Source organism: Microbacterium sp. PMB16 (assembly GCF_051294855.1).
Taxonomy (GTDB): Bacteria; Actinomycetota; Actinomycetes; order Actinomycetales; family Microbacteriaceae; genus Microbacterium.
The window spans coordinates 1701678-1721581 of record NZ_CP145908.1 but is presented as its reverse complement, the minus strand read 5'-3'; the positions used below and the strand labels follow the sequence as shown (position 1 = coordinate 1721581).

The following is a 19904-nucleotide window of genomic DNA, read 5'->3' as shown; positions in this document are numbered from 1 at the left end:
CGGAGCATCGGGCCACACCGGATCAGGTGACGCGGATCAGCGAGCGCTGCCAGCCCGACGACCCGTTCGGGGCGATGGGTGCGCGGTCCTCGATCTGCAGATCGCCGTTCTTGTTGATCGCGCGGACCGCCACATAGTGCGTACCGGGAGTCGCGTCCCATTCCATGAACCACTGCACCCAGGTGTCGTCGTTGATCGGCTTCGACAGGGTCACCGGCGTCCACTCGCCCTCGTCGATCTTCACCTCGACCCGCTCGATGCCGACGGACTGAGCCCAGGCGACGCCCGCGATCGGGATCTTGCCTGCGGGCACGGCCTCGCCGATGCTGGGGGTGTCGAGCCGCGACGAGAACTTGATCGGCGCCTCTTCGCTGTAGCCGCGCGGCGTCCAGTAGGCCTTGTCGTCGGCGAAGGTCGTGACCTTGAGCTCGGTGAGCCACTTGGTCGCGGAGACGTAGCCGTAGAGCCCCGGCACGACCATCCGCACGGGGAAGCCGTGCTCGAGCGGCAGCGGCTCGCCGTTCATGCCGACCGCGAGGATCGCGTCGAGGTTGTCATCGGTCAGTGCTGCCAGCGGAGTGCTCGCGGTGTATCCGTCGACGCTCTTGGAGAGCACCATGTCGGCACCGGACTTCACTCCCGCTTTCTTCAGCACGTCGCGCAGCGGCACGCCGAGCCACATCGCGTTGCCCACGAGCTCGCCGCCGACCTCGTTCGAGACGCAGGTCAGGGTGATCGCGTACTCGTCGAGCCCCATGTCGAGGAGGTCCTGGAACGACATCTCGACCCGCTGATCGACCATGCCGTCGATCACGAGCCGCCAGGTGTCGGGGTCGATCGTCGGCACGGTGAGTGCAGTGTCGACGCGGTAGAAGTCCTTGTTCGGGGTGAACAGCTTGCTCAGCCCCTTGATGTCGAGTTCGGCGCCGTCCGGCACGGTCACCTTCGTGCGCGCGGCCGGCAGGTTGAGGGCTTTGCGGATCGTCTCGACGGATCCGACGGTCATGCTCACGGCTCGGGCGGTGATGCCGACGATGATCGCGGATGCTCCGGAGATCGCCGCGAGGGCGAAGAAGCGGCGACGGTCGAAGGCGCGCGGCGCGGCGGGGTTCTCGGGCACGTCACCGTCGTCCGTCCGCTCACCGACAGCCGCTTTCCGCCAGGACCGCAGGCGGCGGATGAGGAAGAACAGGATCACGGAGCCGACGATCGTGCCCAGCACCGGCGGCAGGAAGGCGAGCGCGGTGACACCGGCACGCGTGACGATCGCGGCAGTCGAGAGTGCGCCGGCGACGATCAACGCGACGATTCCCAGCGGCGGGCGCACCAGCTGCAGGATGCCGGCGATCGCCGAGGCGATGACCACGGCGAGACCGAGGCCCGCCAGCAGCGCGATCTTGTCGTACTCGCCGAAGGTGGCGATCGCGAACTCCTTGAACGGCTGCGGCACGATGTCGATCACGAACCCGCCGACCGCGAGGAGCGGGCTGGCCGAGCGAGCGAAGATCAGTGCGAACAGCTCCGCCGTGGCGAGGAACACCGCACCGCCGATCACGCCCGCGAGCGCGGACCATGCGATGAATCGTTTCCCGCTGCGCCGCTCGGCCATGATCGTCTCCTGTTCCACCCGTGAAGGTGCTCGCAGGTAGTTCGGAGACAGAGCCCGAACGGATCGGACTTCACGCGCCTCGGTCGCGCTTCCTCGACTCTCAGACGCGCACGCGGTCGGGCCGCGCGTACACGTTGAGCGAGTTCCCCCGCACGAAGCCGGCGAGGGTGAGGCCGGATGCCGCGGCGAGCTCGACGGCCAGCGACGAGGGCGCGGAGACGGCGGAGAGGATCGGGATGCCGGCCATCACCGCCTTCTGCACCAGCTCGAAGCTCGCCCGTCCGGAGACCTGCAGCACGGTGCCGCTCAGCGGCAGACGGTCGTCGAGTGCGGCCCAGCCGAGCACCTTGTCGACGGCGTTGTGCCGCCCGACGTCTTCCCGCAGCACCAGCAGGTCTCCCGTCGCCGCGTCGAACAGCGCGGCGGCGTGCAGGCCGCCGGTCTTCTCGAACACCGCCTGCCCCGCACGCAGCTTGTCGGGGAGCGCGAGCAGCAGCGCAGCATCCGCCGCCACGTCATCCGCGGCGACGTCGAAACGCGACTTCTTCTCGATCGCCTCGATCGACGCGACCCCGCAGACCCCGCACGAGCTCGTCGTGTAGAAGTTGCGGGCGATGTCGGTCACCAGCGGTTCGAGACCGGGACGGAGCGTCACGTCGAGCACGTTGTAGGTATTGCCCGTGGAAAGAGCGGATGCCGGCGGCGCGGAGCCGATGCTCAACAGCGGCCCGACCGCGCCGGGTGCGCCGCCGCCCGTGCCGGGTCCGCCACAGTGGATGGCCGAGCGGAAGTCGCCGCCCATCGAGATCACGCCCTCCGAGACGAGGAAGCCCGCGGCGAGCTCGACGTCGTGGCCGGGGGTGCGCATCGTCACGGTGAGCGGGCTGCCCGAGAGGCGGATCTCGAGGGGCTCCTCGACGGCCAGGGTGTCGGGACGCCGCCCGACCGAGATGCCGTCGTCGGCGACCACGATGCGGGTGACGGGGGAGCGAGAAGTGAGGCGACCCACGTCAGTCGCCGATCCCGCGCGCACGGCGCTCGAGGCGGATGATCACGGCCTTCGACGTGGGCGTGCCGCTGACGTCGGCGACCGAGTCCAGCGGCACGAGCACGTTCGTCTCGGGATAGTACGCGGCCGCGTTTCCGCGCGGTGTGGAGTACGAGACGATGCGGAACTCCTCCGCCCGGCGCTCTTCGACGGAACCGTCGGGGCGTGCCCATTCCGAGACCAGGTCGACGACTTCTCCGTCGGCCAACCCGAACTCCGCGATGTCTTCGGCGTTGACGAGCACGACCCGTCGACCGCCGCGGATGCCGCGATACCGGTCGTCCTTGCCGTAGATCGTGGTGTTGTACTGATCGTGCGAGCGCACGGTCTGCAACAGCAGTCGCCCCGGCGGGATCACGGGGAACTCCAGCGGGTTGGCCGTGAAGCGTGCCCTGCCGTCGACCGTGGCGAACCGGCGCTCGTCGCGGGGGCCGTTGGGAAGGAAGAACGTGCGGCCCTTCTGGATGCGCGCGTCGTAGTCCTCGAACCCCGGGATCACACGGGCGATGTGTGCGCGGATGAGGGCGTAGTCCGTCTCGAGAGCGGCCCAGTCGGCCTGAGGTGAGTTCGACGGCCGCGGCGTGCGGCGTTCCGCTTCGATCTCGCCGTGCTCGGGGAGCCCCCGCTCCGCGTCGCCGTCGTGCGACACGGGCGCCACGGCCGGCGACGATCCGTCTGCGAAAAGGTGCCCGCAGAGGCGGGCGACGATGGCGACCTCGCTGAGCAGGTCGTCGGCGGGCGGCGCCAGTCGACCGCGGGAGGCGTGCACGGCGCCCATCGAGTCCTCGACGGTGATGCGCTGTTCGGTGTCACCGCGCCGGTCGCGGTCGGTGCGCCCGAGTGTCGGAAGGATGATCGCGCGACGGCCCGTGACGACGTGCGAACGGTTGAGCTTGGTCGATACGTGCACGGTGAGGTTCACCCGGGCCATCGCCGCCTCGACGACGGCGGTGTCGGGGGTGGCCGAGACGAAGTTGCCGCCCATGCCCATGAACACGCGCACGCGGCCATCGCGCATCGCGCGGATCGCCTCGACGGTGTCGAAGCCGTGCTCCCGCGGAGCGGTGAATTCGAACTCACGATCGAGGGCCTCGAGGAATGCCTCGGACGGCTTCTCGTAGATGCCGACGGTGCGGTCGCCCTGCACGTTGGAGTGCCCGCGCACAGGGCAGACGCCCGCTCCCTTGCGTCCGATGTTGCCCTGCAGCAGCAGTACATTGACCACGTCACGCAGGGTCGGCACCGAATGCTTGTGCTGGGTGAGGCCCATCGCCCAGCAGACGATCGTGGCCTTCGAGGTGCGCACATCTTCGGCGATCTCGCGCAGCTCGGCCTCGGTCATGCCGGTCGCCTCGGTGAGCGACGCCCAGGCGGCGCTCGCCATCGCCTCGCGGTAGGCGTCGATGCCGCTGGTGTGAGCGTCGATGAAGGCGTGATCGAGCACGCCGCCCTCGCGCTCCTCCACCTCGAGCAGATGCTTGCCGATGGCCTGGAACAGCGCCTGGTCTCCACCCGAGCGGATCTGCACGAACCGGTCGGCGATCTTCGTGCCGCCGAAGGCCACACCCCGCGGAGTCTGCGGGTTCTCGAACCGCATCAGGCCGGCTTCGGGCAGCGGGTTCACGGCGATGACCCGAGCGCCGCGCTGCTTCGCCTTCTCGAGGGCCGAGAGCATGCGCGGGTGGTTGGTACCGGGATTCTGCCCCGCGACGATCAGGAGGTCGGCGTCGTGCACGTCTTCGATCGAGACCGTGCCCTTGCCGATGCCGATGGTCTCGGTGAGCGCGGAACCACTGGACTCGTGACACATGTTCGAGCAGTCGGGCAGGTTGTTCGTGCCGATGCCGCGCACCAGCAGCTGGTAGAGGAAGGCTGCCTCGTTCGAGGTGCGGCCCGAGGTGTAGAAGACGGTCTCGTCGGGGTCGTCGACCGCCGCGATCTCGTCGGACACCTCGCGCAGCGCATCATCCCAGGAGAGCGGCCGGTAGTGCGTCGCGCCCTCGTCGAGGATCATCGGATGCGTCAGCCGCCCTTGCTGCCCGAGCCACCAGTCGTCGTGGCCGCGCAGTTCGTCGATCGAGTGGGCCGCGAAGAACGCGGGATCGACGGTGCGTCGGGTCGCCTCTTCCGCGACCGCCTTGGCCCCGTTCTCACAGAACTCCGCGAGGTGGCGCTTGCTCTCCTCCGGCCACGCGCAGCCGGGGCAGTCGAAGCCGTCCTTCTGGTTCACCTGGGCGAGAGTCTGCACCGAGCGGACGACACCCATCTGCTCGTTCGCGATCTGCAGCGCGTGCAGCACCGCCGGCACCCCGACGGCGACCTTCTTCGGCTTCGAGACGCGGATACCGCTCTCATCGATGTCGGTCTTCGGTGCCTTCGTCGCCATGGCGCCATGTTAGGCCAGGTGTCTGACGCGGGGGTCCGCGCGCTGTGAACACGACGGTCGACGCCGTCACCCGTGTTTACGGTAGCTGAACCTCGGTAACGGGACGTCAGACTCCGACGATGCGCGGGGGCGGCGGCGGGGCGAGCTGCCGCCGGGGCACGCCGTGCGCCTCGCGGTGCAGGCGCTCCATACGGGTGTCCAGTTCGGCGGCGGCCGCCGCGGCATCCGTCAGGCTGTCGACGAGGTGCGACGGCACCTGGTTCGAGAACTTGTAGTAGATCTTGTGCTCGAGGCTTGCCCAGAAGTCCATCGCGATGGTGCGGAACTGCACCTCGACGGGCACCAGCAGCGCACCGGTCGACAGGAACACCGGGACCTCGATGATGGCGTGCAGGCTCTTGTAGCCGTTGTCCTTCGGCTCGGCGATGTAGTCCTTGACGACCCGCACGGTGACGTCGTCCTGCTGGGTGAGCAGATCGAACAGCTGGTACACGTCGGCGACGAAGCTGCACGTCACGCGAACCCCGGCGATGTCGGTGATCTCGGCGCGGATGCGGTCGAAGTCCGGCTCATCGATGCCCTTGCGCGCGATCTTCTCGACGATGCTGTCCGGCGTCTTCAGCCGACTCTTCACGTGCTCGATCGGGTTGTATGCGTGGTCATGGGTGAACTCGTCACGGAGGATCGAGATCTTCGTCTCGACCTCGCGCATCCCGAACTCGTATTCGCGCAGGAAACGCTGGAACTCGTCACGAAGTTCGCGTGTCTTGCGGATGGAGTCTTCGGTGACCTGAAGGGTCGTCATGCTCTCGACGTTACGGGTTCGTGATCGGAAACCCCTGTGGATCGCAGCATCCCGAAATGGGCCTCCGCCTGGACACCCTCGACCATCCGGGCGACAACGCGGGGCATCCGTAAGGATTCCGTGAGGGACGCTCTCTGCGCCGTAGGGATTCCGTGAGGAGGTTGTGAGGATGCCGTCGGGAGGCGTAGCGTCGCCGGACGTGTCAGATGAAATCCGAGAAAGCACGGACGCCCCGCCCCGCGTCAAGCGCATCCTCATCGGCGACCCCCTCACGAGCCAGCAGGTCGACGACCAGCTGCTCCCGAAGCGGATGGCGTTGCCGATCTTCGCGTCCGACGCGCTGAGCTCGGTGGCGTACGCGCCGCAGGAGCTCGTGATGATCCTGCTGATCGGCGGTCTCACGTTCCTGTCGTTCACGCCGCTCGTCGCCGCGGCCGTCGTCCTGCTGCTGATCGTGGTGGTGCTCAGCTACCGGCAGCTCATCAAGGCGTACCCGTCCGGCGGCGGCGACTACGAGGTCGCGTCGAAGAATCTCGGCGAGATCCCCGGGGTGATCGTGGCCGCGGCACTGCTCGTGGACTACGTGCTGACCGTCGCCGTGTCCGTCGCGTCCGGTGTCGACAACATCATCTCCGCCGTGCCGGGCCTCGATCCCTTCCGCATCGAGCTCGCGGTCGGGTTCGTGGTCCTGATCATCATCGTGAACCTCCGCGGGGTGCGCGAGGCGTCGCTGGTGTTCGCGATCCCGACGTACCTGTTCATCGGCTCCGTCGGCTTCATGATCGTGACCGGACTCATCCGTACCTTCCTCGGCGATGCGCCCGTCGCCTCGAGCGCGGAGTTCGCGGTGCACTCGGACGACCTCGGCCAGGCGGCCGTCATCCTGCTGGTGCTGCGAGCGTTCTCGAGCGGATGCTCGGCCCTCACGGGCGTCGAGGCCGTGTCGAACGGCGTGCCGGCCTTCCGCGCCCCGAAGGTGCGCAACGCCCAGTCGACCCTCGTGCTGATGGGCTCGATCGCCGCGTGCCTGTTCGCCGGCCTCACGGCCCTCGCCCTGATCACCGGCGTGCACTACGCCGAGAATCCCTGCGACCTCATCGGCTTCGACTGCACGAACCCACAACCGAGCCTGATGGCGCAGATCGCCGCCGCGACCTTCGGCGGTGGCAGCATCCTGTTCTTCATCGTGCAGGCGGCGACCGCCTGTGTGCTCCTCCTCGCAGCGAACACGGCGTTCAACGGCTTCCCCCTCCTGGGCGCCGTGCTCGCCCGCGACGGCTACGCCCCCAAGTCGCTCAACACCCGCGGCGACCGCCTCGTGTTCTCGAACGGCATGATCCTGCTCGGGATCGGCGCGATCCTCGTGCTGGTGGTGTTCCAGGCCCGACTGACGACGCTGATCCAGCTGTACATCATCGGTGTCTTCGTGTCGTTCTCCCTCGGCCAGATCGGCATGGTGCGGCATTGGCGGCGGATCCTGCGCCAGCCGGACGGCGCCGCCGGCACGATGGACGGGGCAGCCGCCGCCGATCGTCGTTCCGCGAGAGTGGGCCTCATCATCAACTCGGCGGGTGCGGTCATGACCGTGCTGGTGCTGCTGATCGTGACGATCACGAAGTTCACCCATGGCGCGTACCTGGTGTTCTTCGCCATCCCGATCCTCGCCTTCCTCATGATGGGCGTGAAGCGCTACTACCGCGACGTCGACCACGAGATCGCGATCGACGACATCACGCGCTTCGGCGCGACCGGCGACGTGGCCATCGTCATGGTCAGCCGACTGCAGAAGCCGGTCGCGAAGGCCGTCGACTACGCCGTGGCCGCGAAGCACGGCAAGACCATCGCGGTGCACGTGGCCGTCGATGCGGATGCCGCGGCGGAACTGCAGCAGCAATGGGCAGACCACCTGATGCCCATCCCCCTGCTCATCCTCGAATCGCCGTACCGGTCGTTCGCGCAACCCGTCGCACAGTTCATCAAGCAGTACCGGGCGAAGCACGGGTCGTCCGTCGTGACCGTGTACCTGCCGCAGTACATCGTCGGCCACTGGTGGGAGTCGTTCCTGCACAACCGCCGTGCACGCCGGGTGGCGAACCAGCTCATGCTCGTGCACGGGGTGTCGATCACGCTCGTGCCGTGGCTGCTCGACTCCTCCGAGCTGATCTACGGCCGTCGCTCGCGCCCCCTGCCCGGGCAGGAGCGCGCGGGGCGTCCGGTGGTGGTGTCCGGTCGGCGTGCCCACCGCCCGGAAGGCCCGCCGCAGGCCTGACGGCTGCCTCTCTTGCCGCTCCCGTGCGCGCCCTGATCAGAGCGACAGATGCAGCCGGAGGGCGTCGCCGATCGCCGCCATGAGCTCGGCGGGCACCCAACCGATCGGGCGGACGATCCGCCCAGTGGCGATCGTGCGGACCTGCTCGCCCTGCGCCTTGGAGTCACGGTCGAGACCGGTCGCCGTGGCCGGAAGCAGAACGTGAAAGGGCAGCACGTTCGAAGTGTTGGAGGTCACCGGAACGACCGTCACTGTGGCACGCGGGTACCGGGCGGCGACGGCGTTCGCCGTGTTGTTGCTCACCACAACCGCGGGTCTGGTCTTGGCGGCCTCGGAGCCGACGGCGGGGTCGAGCGACACGAGCACGATCTGCCCTCGGCGGAGCAGGCTGACGGCGACGTCGCTCACGCGGTCGCCAATCCGTCTTCGACGGCGGCATCCCACTCCTCGTCATAGCCGCCGCCAAAGGCCTCCGCATACGCATCGGCGAGCCGGCTCTCGCGGAGAAGCCGCACGGCGTCCTGCACCGCCGCGGATCGCGACGCGTAGCGACCGCTCAGCTGCTCCGTGTCGAGGAAGGCGATGTCGCTCTCGCTGAGGCTCAGGCTCACCTTCGCGTTGCTCATGACCGAAATGCTACCCCGGTAGCAATACCTTTGCTACCGCCTCAGAGATCTTCGACGCCGTCGACGACGAACGTGTAGAGGTCGCGCACGATGTCGCTGGCCTCCGCCCGATCGCGAGCGGAGACCGCCCGGACGAGCGCGTCGACCGCCGAGCGCAGCATCACCGGGTTGCGTGGCCGGCTGAGCGAGCGGATGCCGAGCACGAGAGCCGCGCGCTTCGACGCGTGCAGACTGCTCAGGTACGGGTTGCCCGAGAACGCGGCGAGCAGGTCGAGCAGGTGCCACAGCGCCTCCGCGCCGAAGATCTGGTCGTGCTCCTCGCGGTCCCAGAGTGCGGTCGCCCGCGCTGCACCCGCGACGAACGCGGCGATCTGCTCGTCGGACGCCCGGGCGATGCCCCGTTCAGCACCGACCACCGACAGCCCCGAGCATTCGGCGACCACGGCGACGAACCAGCTCGGCGTGGGGGAGATCACCGCAGAGGCGCGGTTCAGGCGATGCTCGATCAGGTGCATCCCGTCGAGCACCCCGAGCGCGGAGCGCACGGTCGCGGCCGACACCGAGAGCCGCTGGGTCAGCGCAGACACCGACAGCGGATCACCCGCGGCGAGGTCGCCGGACTCGATCGCCGCCGTGAGGGCCTCGACGACGGCATCCGACCGGGAGCGGACCCGCGGCGCCGCCGTGAGGCCGCGCAGCATCCGCGTCGACATCAGCGATTCGATGCTCTCGTCATCCGCCATGGGATCATCCTGGCACCGCACCGCTAGGACGTGCCGGCGACCGCTCTCGCGGCTTCACGGAGCGGGTCGATCGACGACCGCCGGAAGACCTCCTCGATGAGAGTGCGGGCGGCAGAGGCGTCGCGCTGACGTACGAGCCCGCGAAGCTCCTCCAGCGACTCCCGGAGGAAGTCCGCGATGTCCTGCGGCGTGCGCTGCCGAGGGATCGTGCGCGTCAGGTGCAGCGCCAGCTGTCCATCGAGGATCTCGATCATCGTGCGGTTCCCGGTCGCGAGCACCAGCGAACCCCAGAGGCCGTACCAGTGCCCGCGGACCTCGCGGCTGCCGGCGAGCGTGAGGTCGAACGCGAGGAGCTGGTCGATGCGGACGCCGAACGATGCGATCTGCGCGTCGGAGAAGGTCGGGATGACTGTCAGGGCGGCGTATCCGACCATGGCTGCGGCCGCCTCCACACGGTCGGCCTGGGCGAACAGGTCGATGGGAGCCACGCGGGTGAAGCGGTTCGTGCTGACCTCGATCAGTCCGACGTCGGCGAGGCGGGTCAGCGCCTCACGGATCGGTGTGCGCGACACCCCGAACTCGGCCTGCAGGTCTTGCGCACGGATCTCCTCGAGAGGGAGCAGGCGGCCCGAGACGATCTCCTCTGCGAGCATCGCGAAGACCTGGTCCCGGATGAGCTCCCGGGGCGGGAGCGGCAGGGGGTCACTGGCATCGTCCACGGCCACACACTATGACGCCAGGGCACGGCGCACCACACATCAGGCACTGAAACTTCACGCGGATGGGGCGGCCTTGCGTACCGTCGAGGAAAGGGCAGCGGTCCGCGAGGGCGTCATCCCCAGTTGCGCCCGATCCCCCGTGTCCCCGCACCGGGCCGCTGCCTCCTCCTGATGGTGACCAACTTCTCGAGAACGGCTCCGAACTGACGCCGTCGACGGCGAAAGGCTTCTGGAGCGGTCGTTCTCGAGGAATCAGTCGCCGAGAGCGGGTTCGACGGGCGCGACGGACGGATCAGCCGGCGACGAGCGCGAGCACCAGCGCGGCAACGGCGACCGTCGGCACGGCGACGACGACACCCCAGAGCATGAAACGCGGCCAGCTGATCGTGACTCCGAGCGCGACGATCCGGTGGTGCCAGAGCAGCGTGGCGAGCGAAGCCCACGGGGTGATGAGCGGTCCGAGGTTCACCCCGATCAGCAGCGCCATCAGCGCCACCGGGTCGCCGGCCGCCGGTTCGAGGATCAGGTACGCAGGGAGGTTGTTCACGCCGTTGGCGGTGAGAGCGCCGATCGCCGCGAGCTGGAGGAGCTCGCCCGGTCCGTGACCGCTCGGCGCGACGGAAGTCAGGAAGTCGAGGATGCCGTTGGCGTGAGCGGTCTCGACCAGCACGAACAGTGCTGCAGCGAGGCCGAGCGCCTGCCAGGGCACGAGACCGAGCCGGAGCACGTGCCGCCGTCGTACGGCGAACAGCACCAGCAGCAGCAGTGCCGCGACCGAGGCCGGGATCCAGACGTCATGCGTCAGGGTGAGCAGCGGCAGCAGCACGATCAGCACTCCGACGGCGCCCCAGAAGAGCAGGCGGTCGGACGGGGTCCCGGGCTTCGGCACACGATACGAACCGAACAGGGTGCGGCGGTGCACGACTGTGAGGATCGCGACAGGGATGAGCACTCCCACCAGCGTCGGGGCCCAGCTCAGCGCCAGGAACGCGGCAGGGTCGGCACCGATCGCGGGCGCGGCCAGCAGATTGGTGAGGTTCGAGACGGGGAGTGCGAGGGATGCCGTGTTCGCCAACCACACCGTGGCGAGTGCGAACGGCAGCGGGGAGACCCCGATGCTCTGTGCCAGCACCACCACGACCGGCGTCACGATCACAGCCGTGGTGTCGAGCGACAGGAAGACCGTGCTCACGACGGCGAGCGCCACCACCGACGCCCAGAGCGCCACCACCCGGCCGCGCCCCCACCCGGCGAGCCGTTGCGCGAGCACGTCGAAGACTCCGGCGTCGCGCGCGAGCTCGGCGACGATCGTGATGGCCACCACGAACCCCAGGACCGGGGCGATGCGCAGGCCCAGCGCCTCAGCATCCGGAGCGGGCAGGATGCCGCCGATCACGCACACCGCGGCGACGGCGATGAGCGCGAGGACGATCACCGTCCCCGCCCCGATCCGCCGCCTGGTCGCACCCACTCCGTGAGCATAGATCCGCGGGCTACGAATCGCGCAAGTGGTCGGCCAGACGGCAGATTCGCGACCATTTGCGTGATTCGAAAACAAGGGGGTGTGAGGGCGGCGCATGGGTCGGGCAGGAACCCGTAGGGGAACCGTGAGGATCGTCGGATGCTGCCTCGCACAGGAGTTGTATCGACTCGTGCTCGACATCATCTACATCGCGCTGACTCTCGCGCTGTTCACCCTCGTGTCCCTGGTCGCGAAGGGGGTGGAGAAGCTGTGATCGTCTTCGAGATCATCGCCGCCGCTCTCGCCGTCGCCGCCATCGTCTACCTCGTGGTCGCCCTCGTCGCCCCGGAGAAGTTCTGATGGATACGGCTATCTGGTTCGGCGCCCTCCAGTTCGTGGCCCTCGTGGTCGTGCTCGTGCTGCTGTATCGCCCCCTCGGCGACTACATCGCCCACGTCTACACCTCCGCCCGTGACCTCCGCGTCGAGCGCGGCGTCTACCGGCTCATCGGCGTCGACTCGCGCTCCGAGCAGACCTGGCGCGCGTACGCCCGCAGTGTGCTCGCCTTCTCGGTCGTCGGCGTCGTGCTCGTCTATGCCCTGCAGCGTCTGCAGGCGTTCCTGCCGCAATCGCTCGGCCTGCCCGCCGTCCCCGAGGGTCTCGCGTTCAACACCGCGGCATCCTTCGTCGCCAACACGAACTGGCAGTCCTATTCGCCCGAGCAGACGATGGGCTACGTCGTGCAGCTCGCCGGACTCACCGTGCAGAACTTCGTCTCGGCAGCCGTCGGTCTCGCGATCGCGATCGCACTCATCCGCGGCCTCGCCCGCCGCGGCTCGAGCACGATCGGCAACTTCTGGGTCGACCTCACTCGCGGCCTCGGTCGCCTTCTGCTCCCGATCGCGCTGATCGGCGCAGTCGCCCTGCTCGCGGGCGGCGTCATCCAGAACTTCGCCGGCTTCACCGACGTCACCACGGTCTCAGGCGGCACGCAGACGATCCCTGGTGGCCCGGTCGCCTCGCAGGAGGCGATCAAGCTCCTCGGCACGAACGGCGGCGGGTTCTTCAACGCCAACTCCGCGCACCCGTTCGAGAACCCCACCGGGTTCACGAACCTGTTCGAGATCTTGCTCCTCCTCATGATCCCGTTCGCGCTTCCCCGCACGTTCGGCCGCATGATCGGCGACCACCGCCAGGGCTACGCCATCGTCGCCGTCATGGGCACGATCTTCCTCGTCTCGACCTTCGCGCTCTCCGCGTTCGAGCTCGCCGGCCGCGGCAGCGCACCACAACTCGCCGGAGCCGCGATGGAAGGCAAGGAGGTGCGCTTCGGCATCCTGGGCTCCGCGCTGTTCGGCACGGCCAGCACGCTCACGTCCACCGGAGCCGTCAACTCCATGCACGACTCGTACACGGCACTGGGCGGCATGATGCCGATGCTCAACATGATGCTCGGCGAGGTCGCCCCCGGCGGCGTCGGCTCCGGACTCTACGGCATGCTCGTGCTCGCGATCATCGCGGTGTTCGTCGGCGGACTCCTCGTCGGCCGCACCCCCGAGTACCTCGGCAAGCGGATCGGCCCGCGGGAGATCAAGCTCGCGAGCCTCTACATCCTCGTGACGCCGACTCTCGTGCTGGTCGGCACCGCGCTGAGCTTCGCGATCCCCGGCATCCGCGAGGACGTCGAGTCGACCAGCATCCTGAATCCGGGCGTCCACGGCATGAGCGAGGTGCTCTACGCGTTCACCTCGGCCTCGAACAACAACGGTTCGGCGTTCGCCGGGCTCACCGCGAACACTCCGTGGTTCAACACCGCCCTGGGCGTCGCGATGCTCCTCGGCCGGTTCCTGCCGATCGTGCTGGTGCTCGCACTGGCCGGATCGTTCGCCGCGCAGGAGCGCACCCCCGCCACCGCCGGAACGCTCCCCACCCACCGGCCGCAGTTCGTCGGCCTCCTCCTCGCCGTGACGGTCATCGTCACCGCACTCACCTACTTCCCGGTGCTCGCACTGGGACCCCTCGCTGAAGGACTCGTCTGACATGACACTCACCACTGATCCCCAACGGCAGGATGCTGCGCCATCCGTCCCCGTCACCCCGAAAGCCCGCGCCTTCGGCTGGGCACAGCTCGTCGAGGCGCTCCCCGGCGCTCTGCGCAAGCTCAACCCGGCCTCCCTCGTGCGCAACCCCGTCATGCTGCTGGTCTGGGTCGGCGCGGCCTTCACCACGGTGCTGGCGATCGCCGAGCCGTTCCTCGGCGGGCCGGCTGACTCGGGAGGAACCCCCGTACCCGCACCCTTCACCTGGGGCATCGCGGTGTGGCTGTGGCTCACGGTCCTGTTCGCGAACGTCGCGGAGTCGGTGGCCGAAGGCCGCGGCAAGGCCCAGGCCGCGACACTGCGGAAGACGCGGACCAGCACGATGGCCCGGCGGGTCGTCGGGTACGACCACGAGTCGGATGCTGCCGCCGAGCGCGCGGACACCGCCGCGGTCTCCTCGGCAGAACTCCAGCGCGACGACATCGTGATCGTCGAGGCAGGCGAGCTGATCCCGGGCGACGGCGACATCGTCGCGGGCATCGCGACCGTCGACGAGTCGGCGATCACGGGCGAGAGCGCCCCGGTGATCCGCGAATCCGGCGGCGACCGCAGCGCCGTCACCGGCGGCACCCGCGTGCTCTCGGACCGCATCGTGGTGCGCATCACCTCGAAGCCCGGCGAGACCTTCGTCGATCGGATGATCGCGCTCGTCGAGGGTGCGAGCCGCCAGCGCACGCCGAACGAGATCGCGCTGAACATCCTTCTCGCGAGCCTGTCGATCGTGTTCGTCGTGGTCGTGCTCGCCCTCAACCCGATCGCGTCGTACGCCGCGTCGCCCGTCAGCATCCCGGTGCTCATCGCCCTGCTCGTCTGCCTCATCCCGACGACCATCGGCGCCCTGCTCTCGGCCATCGGCATCGCCGGCATGGACCGCCTCGTGCAGCGCAACGTGCTGGCGATGTCGGGCCGAGCAGTCGAGGCCGCGGGAGACGTGACCACGCTGCTGCTCGACAAGACCGGCACCATCACCTACGGCAACCGCCGCGCCCACGAGGTGCTGCCGCTGCACGGCATCGGAGACGCCGAGCTGCTGCGCATCGCCGCACTGTCGTCGCTCGCCGACCCGACGCCCGAGGGCGCCTCGATCGTCGAGCTGGCCGCAAGCCGCGGCATCCGGGTCGAGCAGCCGACGGATGCCGTCATCGTGCCGTTCACCGCCCAGACGCGCATGAGCGGCCTGGACCTCGCCGACGGCACGCAGATCCGCAAGGGTGCCGGCTCCGCCGTCCGCGCGTGGCTGCACCCTTCGTCGGGCTCAGGGACCGAGGGGACGGACACCGAGCTCACCGCTCTGACGGACAGCGTCGCGCAGAGCGGCGGCACCCCGCTCGTCGTCGCGGTCAAGGCGCCCGACGCCGACCGGATCCTCGGGGTCGTGCACCTCAAGGACATCGTCAAGGACGGCCTCCGCGAACGGTTCGACGAACTGCGCAGCATGGGCATCCGCACTGTCATGATCACGGGCGACAACCCGCTCACGGCGCAGGCGATCGCCGCGGAGGCGGGTGTCGACGACTTCCTCGCCGAGGCGACGCCCGAGCAGAAGCTCGCCTACATCCGCCGCGAGCAGGAGGGCGGCCGTCTCGTGGCGATGACCGGCGACGGCACCAACGACGCCCCCGCCCTCGCGCAGGCAGACGTCGGCGTCGCGATGAACACCGGAACCTCGGCCGCGAAAGAGGCCGGCAACATGGTCGATCTCGACTCGGATCCGACGAAGCTCATCGACATCGTCCGCATCGGCAAGCAGCTGCTGATCACCCGCGGGGCCCTCACGACCTTCTCGCTGGCGAACGACGTCGCGAAGTACTTCGCCATCATCCCGGCGATGTTCATGGGCGTCTTCCCCGGGCTCGCGGTGCTCAACGTCATGCAGCTGCACTCCCCGGCATCCGCCGTCACCAGCGCGATCATCTTCAACGCGATCGTGATCGTGTTCCTCATCCCGCTGGCGCTGCGCGGGGTGAAGTACCGACCGGCGAGCGCCTCGCAGATCCTGCAGCGCAACCTGCTGATCTACGGCCTCGGCGGCGTGATCGCCCCGTTCATCGGCATCAAGCTCATCGACCTCCTCGTGAGTCTGATCCCCGGATTCTGACGTCCTTCGTCTCGTCGCTTCGCTCCTCGCTCAGGAACCGCGCATCGTCACCGGTCCCTGAGCGAGCGAAGCGAGACGAAGGGCCCCACCCACTCCTCGAAAGGCCTCTCATGTCCTCCACTCGCACCGCCGTCCGCACCACGGGCGTCGCCGTCCGCGCGATGCTCATCTTCACCCTCGTGCTCGGCGTCGGGTACACCCTCCTCGTCACCGGGATCGGCCAGCTGCTCCTCCCGAACCAGGCGAACGGCTCCCCGCTTGCCGACGACAAGGGCAGCGCCCTGATCGGCCAGTCCTTCACGGATGCCGATGGCGCGGCCCTCCCGCAGTACTTCCAGTCCCGTCCCTCCGCCGCGGGCGACGGCTACGACGGCGCCGCGTCGAGCGGCAGCAACCTCGGCCCGGAGAACGCCGACCTCATCGCCTCGATCGAGGAGCGGAAGACCGCGATCGCCGAGCGTGAAGGCGTCTCCCCCGACCAGGTGCCCGCCGATGCGGTGACGGCATCCGGATCCGGCCTCGACCCGCACATCAGCGTCGCGTACGCGCTGCTGCAGGTGCCACGGGTGGCGGAGGCGCGAGGCCTGAGCGAGAACGACGTGCGTGCCCTGGTGGAGTCTAGGATTCAAGGGCGGGATCTGGGATTCCTCGGCGAGGAGCACATCAACGTCGCCGAACTCAACCTCGCATTGGATGACCGGGAGGGCGCATGACCGCAGAGCCTTCGCGCCGAGGCCGCCTCCGCGTACTCCTGGGGGCCGCGCCCGGCGTCGGGAAGACCTTCGAGATGCTCGCCGAAGGACGCCGCCTGCAGGACGAGGGGCACGATGTCGTCATCGCGATCGTCGAGACGCACGAGCGCGCCGCGACGCTCGCGCAGACCGTCGGCTTGGAAGAGATCCCGCGCCGCATCGACGATCACCGGGGCGTCCCGCTGACTGAACTCGATCTCGACGCCGTGCTCGCCCGTTCCCCGGAGATCGCCCTGGTCGACGAGCTGGCGCACACGAACAGCCCCGGCTCGACGCAACCGAAGCGGTGGCAGGATGTCGACCGGCTGCTCGAGGCCGGCATCGACGTGATCACCACCGTGAACGTGCAGCACATCGAATCGCTGAACGCGGTCGTCGAGAAGATCACCGGCATCGCGCAGCAGGAGACGATCCCGGATGCCGTCGTGCGCGCCGCCGACGAGATCGAGGTCGTCGACCTCGCACCGCAGTCGCTGCGCGACCGGCTGTCGGCCGGCCTCGTCTACCCGGCGGAACGCATCGACGCGGCACTCTCGAACTACTTCCGCCTCGGCAACCTCACGGCGCTGCGTGAACTCGCCCTCCTCTGGCTCGCCGACGAGGTCGACAGCGCGCTGCGCACGTACCGCGCGGAGCAGGGCATCGAAGGCAACTGGCAGGCGCGCGAGCGCGTCGTCGTCGCGCTGACCGGCGGGCCGGAGGGCGAGACCCTCCTGCGCCGCGGCGCCCGGATCGCCGCCCGTTCCGCCGGCGGAGAGCTCCTCGCCGTGCACGTCTCCGCGCAGGACGGACTCCGCGACGAGACACCCGGTGCCCTCGCCGCGCAGCGCACCCTCGTCGAGTCGCTGGGCGGCAGCTACCACCAGGTGGTCGGCGACGACATCCCGGCGACCCTCGTCGAGTTCGCGCAGGGTGCCGATGCGACACAGCTCGTCATCGGTGTCAGCCGACGCGGGCGACTCGCCGCCGCGCTCACCGGACCCGGCATCGGCTCCGAGGTCATCCGCCGCTCCGGCGACATCGACGTGCACATCGTCACGCACGCCGCGGCAGGCGGACGGCTCGCACTCCCGCGGATGACCGGCGGTGCGCTCGGCTGGCGCCGGCAGGTACTCGGGTTCGTCGTCGCGTTGGCGTTCGGCCCGCTGCTCTCCTGGGTGATGTTCACGTTCCGCAGCCCCGAGTCGATCACCGCCGAGGTGCTCGCGTACCAGCTGCTCGTCGTGGTGGTCGCTCTCGTCGGCGGCATCCGTCCTGCGGTGTTCGCGGCGGTGCTCTCCGGAATCACGCTCGACTTCCTGTTCGTCGCCCCGCTGTTCACGATCACGGTCGCCCATCCGCTGCACGTGCTGGCCCTCGGGCTCTACGTCGTGATCGCGATCCTGGTGAGCCTCATCGTCGACCAGGCCGCGCGACGCGCACGCACCGCCCAGCGCGCCGCCGCCGAGGCCGAACTGCTGGCTGCGGTCGCAGGCAATGTGCTCCGCGGCGACAATGCCGTGCTGGCACTGGTGAGCCGCACCCGTGAGGCCTTCGGCCTGAGCGGCGTGCGTCTTCTCGCGCTCGACGGCGAAGTCCTTGCCTGCGACGGCGAACCCGTCGCGGACGGCCGCGCGACCATGATTCCCGTCGGGGTCGGGACGAACGGGGCGGCCCGGGCGACGCTCGAACTCAACGGCGACCCACTGGCGGGTCCGGAACGACGCTTGCTCGATGCGATCGTGGCCCAGTTGGCGGCGGCGATCGAGCACACCGATCTGCGGGCGACAGCGCTCGAGGCCGAGGCGCTGGCGGAGACCGATCAGGTGCGCAGCGCTCTGCTCTCGGCCGTCAGCCACGACATCCGGCGACCGCTGGCTTCGGCCGTCGCAGCGATCGGCGGGCTTCGCGGTGCCCACGACCTGTCAGCATCCGATCGCGCCGAGCTTCTCGAGACGGCCGACGAGAGTCTCGCCACGCTGTCCGCCCTCGTCACCGACCTGCTCGACGTCAGCCGGGTACAGGCAGGAGTTCTCGCCGTCTCGGCGATGCGGCTGGACGCGACCGCACCGATCCTCGCCGCCGTCGACGAGCTCGGGCTCGGTCCGGCCGATGTCGACCTCGCTCTCGACCCCGCACTCCCCGCACTCCAGGCGGACCCTGTGCTGCTGCAGCGGGTACTCGTCAACGTGCTGGCGAACGCCCACCGGCACGCGCCGGATGGCACCCGGGTACTGATCTCGACCAGCGCGCTCGGCGACCGGGCGGAGATCCGCATCATCGATCGTGGTGAGGGCGTGGCCCCGGAACGCCGCGACCGCATCTTCCAGCCGTTCCAGCGGTTCGGCGACACCGACAACACGACCGGGCTCGGGCTCGGGCTCGCCCTGTCGCGCGGGTTCACCGAGGGCATGGGCGGTACCCTGACACCCGAGGACACCCCTGGCGGCGGCCTCACGATGGTCATCGCCCTGCCGTTGGCGGGGCCTCTCGAGCCGGAGGACACGGAGTGAAGCTCCTCATCGCCGACGACGACCCGCAGATGGTGCGGGCGTTGCGCATCACCCTGGCGGCGCACGGGTACGAGGTCGTGGTCGCGCCCGACGGTGCTGCCGCGATCGCCGTCGCCGCCCAGACCCACCCCGACATCATCATGCTCGACCTCGGGATGCCGCGGCTCGACGGCATCGAGGTGATCCAGGCGCTGCGCGGCTGGACGAACGTGCCGATCATCGTGGTGTCCGGCCGCACCGGTTCCGCCGACAAGGTGGAGGCGCTGGATGCCGGCGCCGACGACTTCGTGACGAAGCCCTTCCAGGTCGACGAGCTGCTCGCGCGGCTCAGGGCGCTGTCGCGGCGGTCGGTTCCCGCGGGAGGCGAGTCGGTGGTGTCGTTCGCCGATGTCGTCGTCGACCTTTCGACCAAGACGGTGACGCGCGCCGGCACGAGAGTGCACCTGACCCCGACCGAGTGGCGGATGCTGGAGCACCTGTCCCGGCATCCGGGTGCGCTCGTCACACGACAGGATCTGCTGAAAGAGATCTGGGGCAGCGAGCAGGTCTCCGACTCCGGGTACCTGCGGCTCTACATGTCGCAACTGCGCAAGAAGCTCGAGCAGGAGCCGAGCGCGCCGGCCCATCTGCTCACGGAATCCGGGATGGGCTACCGGCTGGTGCTCTGACCGCCGGTTCGCCCGTTCACAATTCAGTCGGAATCTCGGCCGACCGGTCCCGGCCCGCGGTTCTGGGGGCTATACGCAGATTCTTGCTGAATTGTGAACGGGCAGCGGCCGGCACTACCGCGCAGCGG

At 69.1% G+C, this 19904-nt stretch carries 17 protein-coding genes; 8 read left to right on the top strand and 9 right to left on the bottom strand.

Translation table 11 applies throughout. The annotated features are described in order from the left end of the window. Positions 1–22: 22 nt before the first annotated feature. The 4 genes from V5D55_RS08240 to V5D55_RS08225 all read right to left on the bottom strand — a co-directional run bounded on the left by V5D55_RS08240 (position 23) and on the right by V5D55_RS08225 (position 5848). Positions 23–1609: a molybdopterin-dependent oxidoreductase gene (locus V5D55_RS08240; protein WP_435748914.1), complete on the bottom strand. Its 1587-nt coding sequence runs from the start codon at positions 1607–1609 to the stop codon at positions 23–25. Between the two features lie 100 nt (positions 1610–1709). Further along, entirely contained in the window at positions 1710–2618 is a 909-nt protein-coding gene (gene fdhD / locus V5D55_RS08235; RefSeq protein WP_435748913.1) for a formate dehydrogenase accessory sulfurtransferase FdhD, read from the bottom strand. A 1-nt stretch (position 2619) separates the two neighbouring features. Then, complete coding sequence (locus tag V5D55_RS08230; protein ID WP_435748912.1) at positions 2620–5043, bottom strand: FdhF/YdeP family oxidoreductase; 2424 nt, start codon at positions 5041–5043, stop codon at positions 2620–2622. A 106-nt stretch (positions 5044–5149) separates the two neighbouring features. Beyond that, positions 5150–5848 carry a GTP pyrophosphokinase gene (locus V5D55_RS08225; RefSeq protein WP_435748911.1) on the bottom strand — a complete coding sequence of 233 codons (699 nt, stop codon included), beginning with the start codon at positions 5846–5848 and terminating at the stop codon, positions 5150–5152. 169 nt (positions 5849–6017) lie between these two features. On the opposite strand from V5D55_RS08225, the gene V5D55_RS08220 reads away from it, so the two are divergent. Next, a complete protein-coding gene (locus V5D55_RS08220; protein WP_435748910.1) occupies positions 6018–8117 on the top strand; it encodes an APC family permease in 2100 nt (699 codons plus the stop codon). 36 nt (positions 8118–8153) lie between these two features. On the opposite strand, the gene V5D55_RS08215 is transcribed toward V5D55_RS08220, so the two are convergent. The 5 genes from V5D55_RS08215 to V5D55_RS08195 form a co-directional block, all read right to left on the bottom strand. Then, the gene (locus V5D55_RS08215; protein WP_435748909.1) at positions 8154–8525 is read right to left on the bottom strand and encodes a type II toxin-antitoxin system PemK/MazF family toxin; all 372 of its coding nucleotides are present in this window, start codon (positions 8523–8525) and stop codon (positions 8154–8156) included. Then, on the bottom strand, positions 8522–8743 hold the full coding sequence (locus tag V5D55_RS08210; protein ID WP_435748908.1) for a ribbon-helix-helix domain-containing protein: 222 nt from the start codon (positions 8741–8743) through the stop codon (positions 8522–8524). The genes V5D55_RS08215 and V5D55_RS08210 overlap by 4 nt, the downstream gene beginning before the upstream one ends. Before the next feature lie 41 nt (positions 8744–8784). After that, positions 8785–9486, bottom strand: a complete 702-nt coding sequence (locus V5D55_RS08205; RefSeq protein ID WP_435748907.1) for a GntR family transcriptional regulator — start codon at positions 9484–9486, stop codon at positions 8785–8787. A gap of 23 nt (positions 9487–9509) precedes the next feature. After that, entirely contained in the window at positions 9510–10205 is a 696-nt protein-coding gene (locus V5D55_RS08200) for a GntR family transcriptional regulator (RefSeq protein WP_435748906.1), read from the bottom strand. Between the two features lie 292 nt (positions 10206–10497). Next, entirely contained in the window at positions 10498–11676 is a 1179-nt protein-coding gene (locus tag V5D55_RS08195; protein ID WP_435748905.1) for an SLC13 family permease, read from the bottom strand. Positions 11677–11812: 136 nt separating this feature from the next. On the opposite strand from V5D55_RS08195, the gene V5D55_RS08190 reads away from it, so the two are divergent. The 7 genes from V5D55_RS08190 to V5D55_RS08160 all read left to right on the top strand — a co-directional run bounded on the left by V5D55_RS08190 (position 11813) and on the right by V5D55_RS08160 (position 19776). Continuing rightward, entirely contained in the window at positions 11813–11941 is a 129-nt protein-coding gene (locus tag V5D55_RS08190) for a hypothetical protein (protein ID WP_435748904.1), read from the top strand. Beyond that, positions 11938–12027 carry a potassium-transporting ATPase subunit F gene (locus V5D55_RS08185; RefSeq protein ID WP_435748903.1) on the top strand — a complete coding sequence of 30 codons (90 nt, stop codon included), beginning with the start codon at positions 11938–11940 and terminating at the stop codon, positions 12025–12027. The genes V5D55_RS08190 and V5D55_RS08185 overlap by 4 nt, the downstream gene beginning before the upstream one ends. Further along, a complete protein-coding gene (kdpA, locus tag V5D55_RS08180) occupies positions 12027–13706 on the top strand; it encodes a potassium-transporting ATPase subunit KdpA (RefSeq protein ID WP_435748902.1) in 1680 nt (559 codons plus the stop codon). The genes V5D55_RS08185 and kdpA overlap by 1 nt, the downstream gene beginning before the upstream one ends. A gap of 1 nt (position 13707) precedes the next feature. Then, the gene (kdpB, locus tag V5D55_RS08175) at positions 13708–15864 is read left to right on the top strand and encodes a potassium-transporting ATPase subunit KdpB (protein WP_435748901.1); all 2157 of its coding nucleotides are present in this window, start codon (positions 13708–13710) and stop codon (positions 15862–15864) included. A gap of 110 nt (positions 15865–15974) precedes the next feature. Further along, on the top strand, positions 15975–16577 hold the full coding sequence (gene kdpC, locus V5D55_RS08170) for a potassium-transporting ATPase subunit KdpC (RefSeq protein ID WP_435748900.1): 603 nt from the start codon (positions 15975–15977) through the stop codon (positions 16575–16577). Then, positions 16574–19108 (top strand): ATP-binding protein, encoded by a 2535-nt coding sequence (locus V5D55_RS08165; protein WP_435748899.1) that lies wholly within the window; start codon positions 16574–16576, stop codon positions 19106–19108. Before kdpC ends, V5D55_RS08165 begins: the two co-directional genes overlap by 4 nt. Further along, positions 19105–19776, top strand: coding sequence for a response regulator (locus V5D55_RS08160; RefSeq protein ID WP_435748898.1), 672 nt, complete (start codon positions 19105–19107; stop codon positions 19774–19776). The genes V5D55_RS08165 and V5D55_RS08160 overlap by 4 nt, the downstream gene beginning before the upstream one ends. Positions 19777–19904: the final 128 nt, after the last annotated feature.

Excerpts from the sequence above, each read along its gene's own strand:
- V5D55_RS08240 (WP_435748914.1), bottom strand. The coding sequence starts at position 1,609 with ATGGCCGAGCGGCGCAGCGGGAAACGATTCATCGCATGGTCCGCGCTC.
- V5D55_RS08165 (WP_435748899.1), top strand. The coding sequence starts at position 16,574 with ATGACCGCAGAGCCTTCGCGCCGAGGCCGCCTCCGCGTACTCCTGGGG.
- V5D55_RS08220 (WP_435748910.1), top strand. The coding sequence starts at position 6,018 with ATGCCGTCGGGAGGCGTAGCGTCGCCGGACGTGTCAGATGAAATCCGA.
- kdpC (WP_435748900.1), top strand. The coding sequence starts at position 15,975 with ATGTCCTCCACTCGCACCGCCGTCCGCACCACGGGCGTCGCCGTCCGC.
- V5D55_RS08230 (WP_435748912.1), bottom strand. The coding sequence starts at position 5,043 with ATGGCGACGAAGGCACCGAAGACCGACATCGATGAGAGCGGTATCCGC.
- kdpB (WP_435748901.1), top strand. The coding sequence starts at position 13,708 with ATGACACTCACCACTGATCCCCAACGGCAGGATGCTGCGCCATCCGTC.
- V5D55_RS08210 (WP_435748908.1), bottom strand. The coding sequence starts at position 8,743 with ATGAGCAACGCGAAGGTGAGCCTGAGCCTCAGCGAGAGCGACATCGCC.
- V5D55_RS08225 (WP_435748911.1), bottom strand. The coding sequence starts at position 5,848 with ATGACGACCCTTCAGGTCACCGAAGACTCCATCCGCAAGACACGCGAA.
- V5D55_RS08205 (WP_435748907.1), bottom strand. The coding sequence starts at position 9,486 with ATGGCGGATGACGAGAGCATCGAATCGCTGATGTCGACGCGGATGCTG.
- kdpA (WP_435748902.1), top strand. The coding sequence starts at position 12,027 with ATGGATACGGCTATCTGGTTCGGCGCCCTCCAGTTCGTGGCCCTCGTG.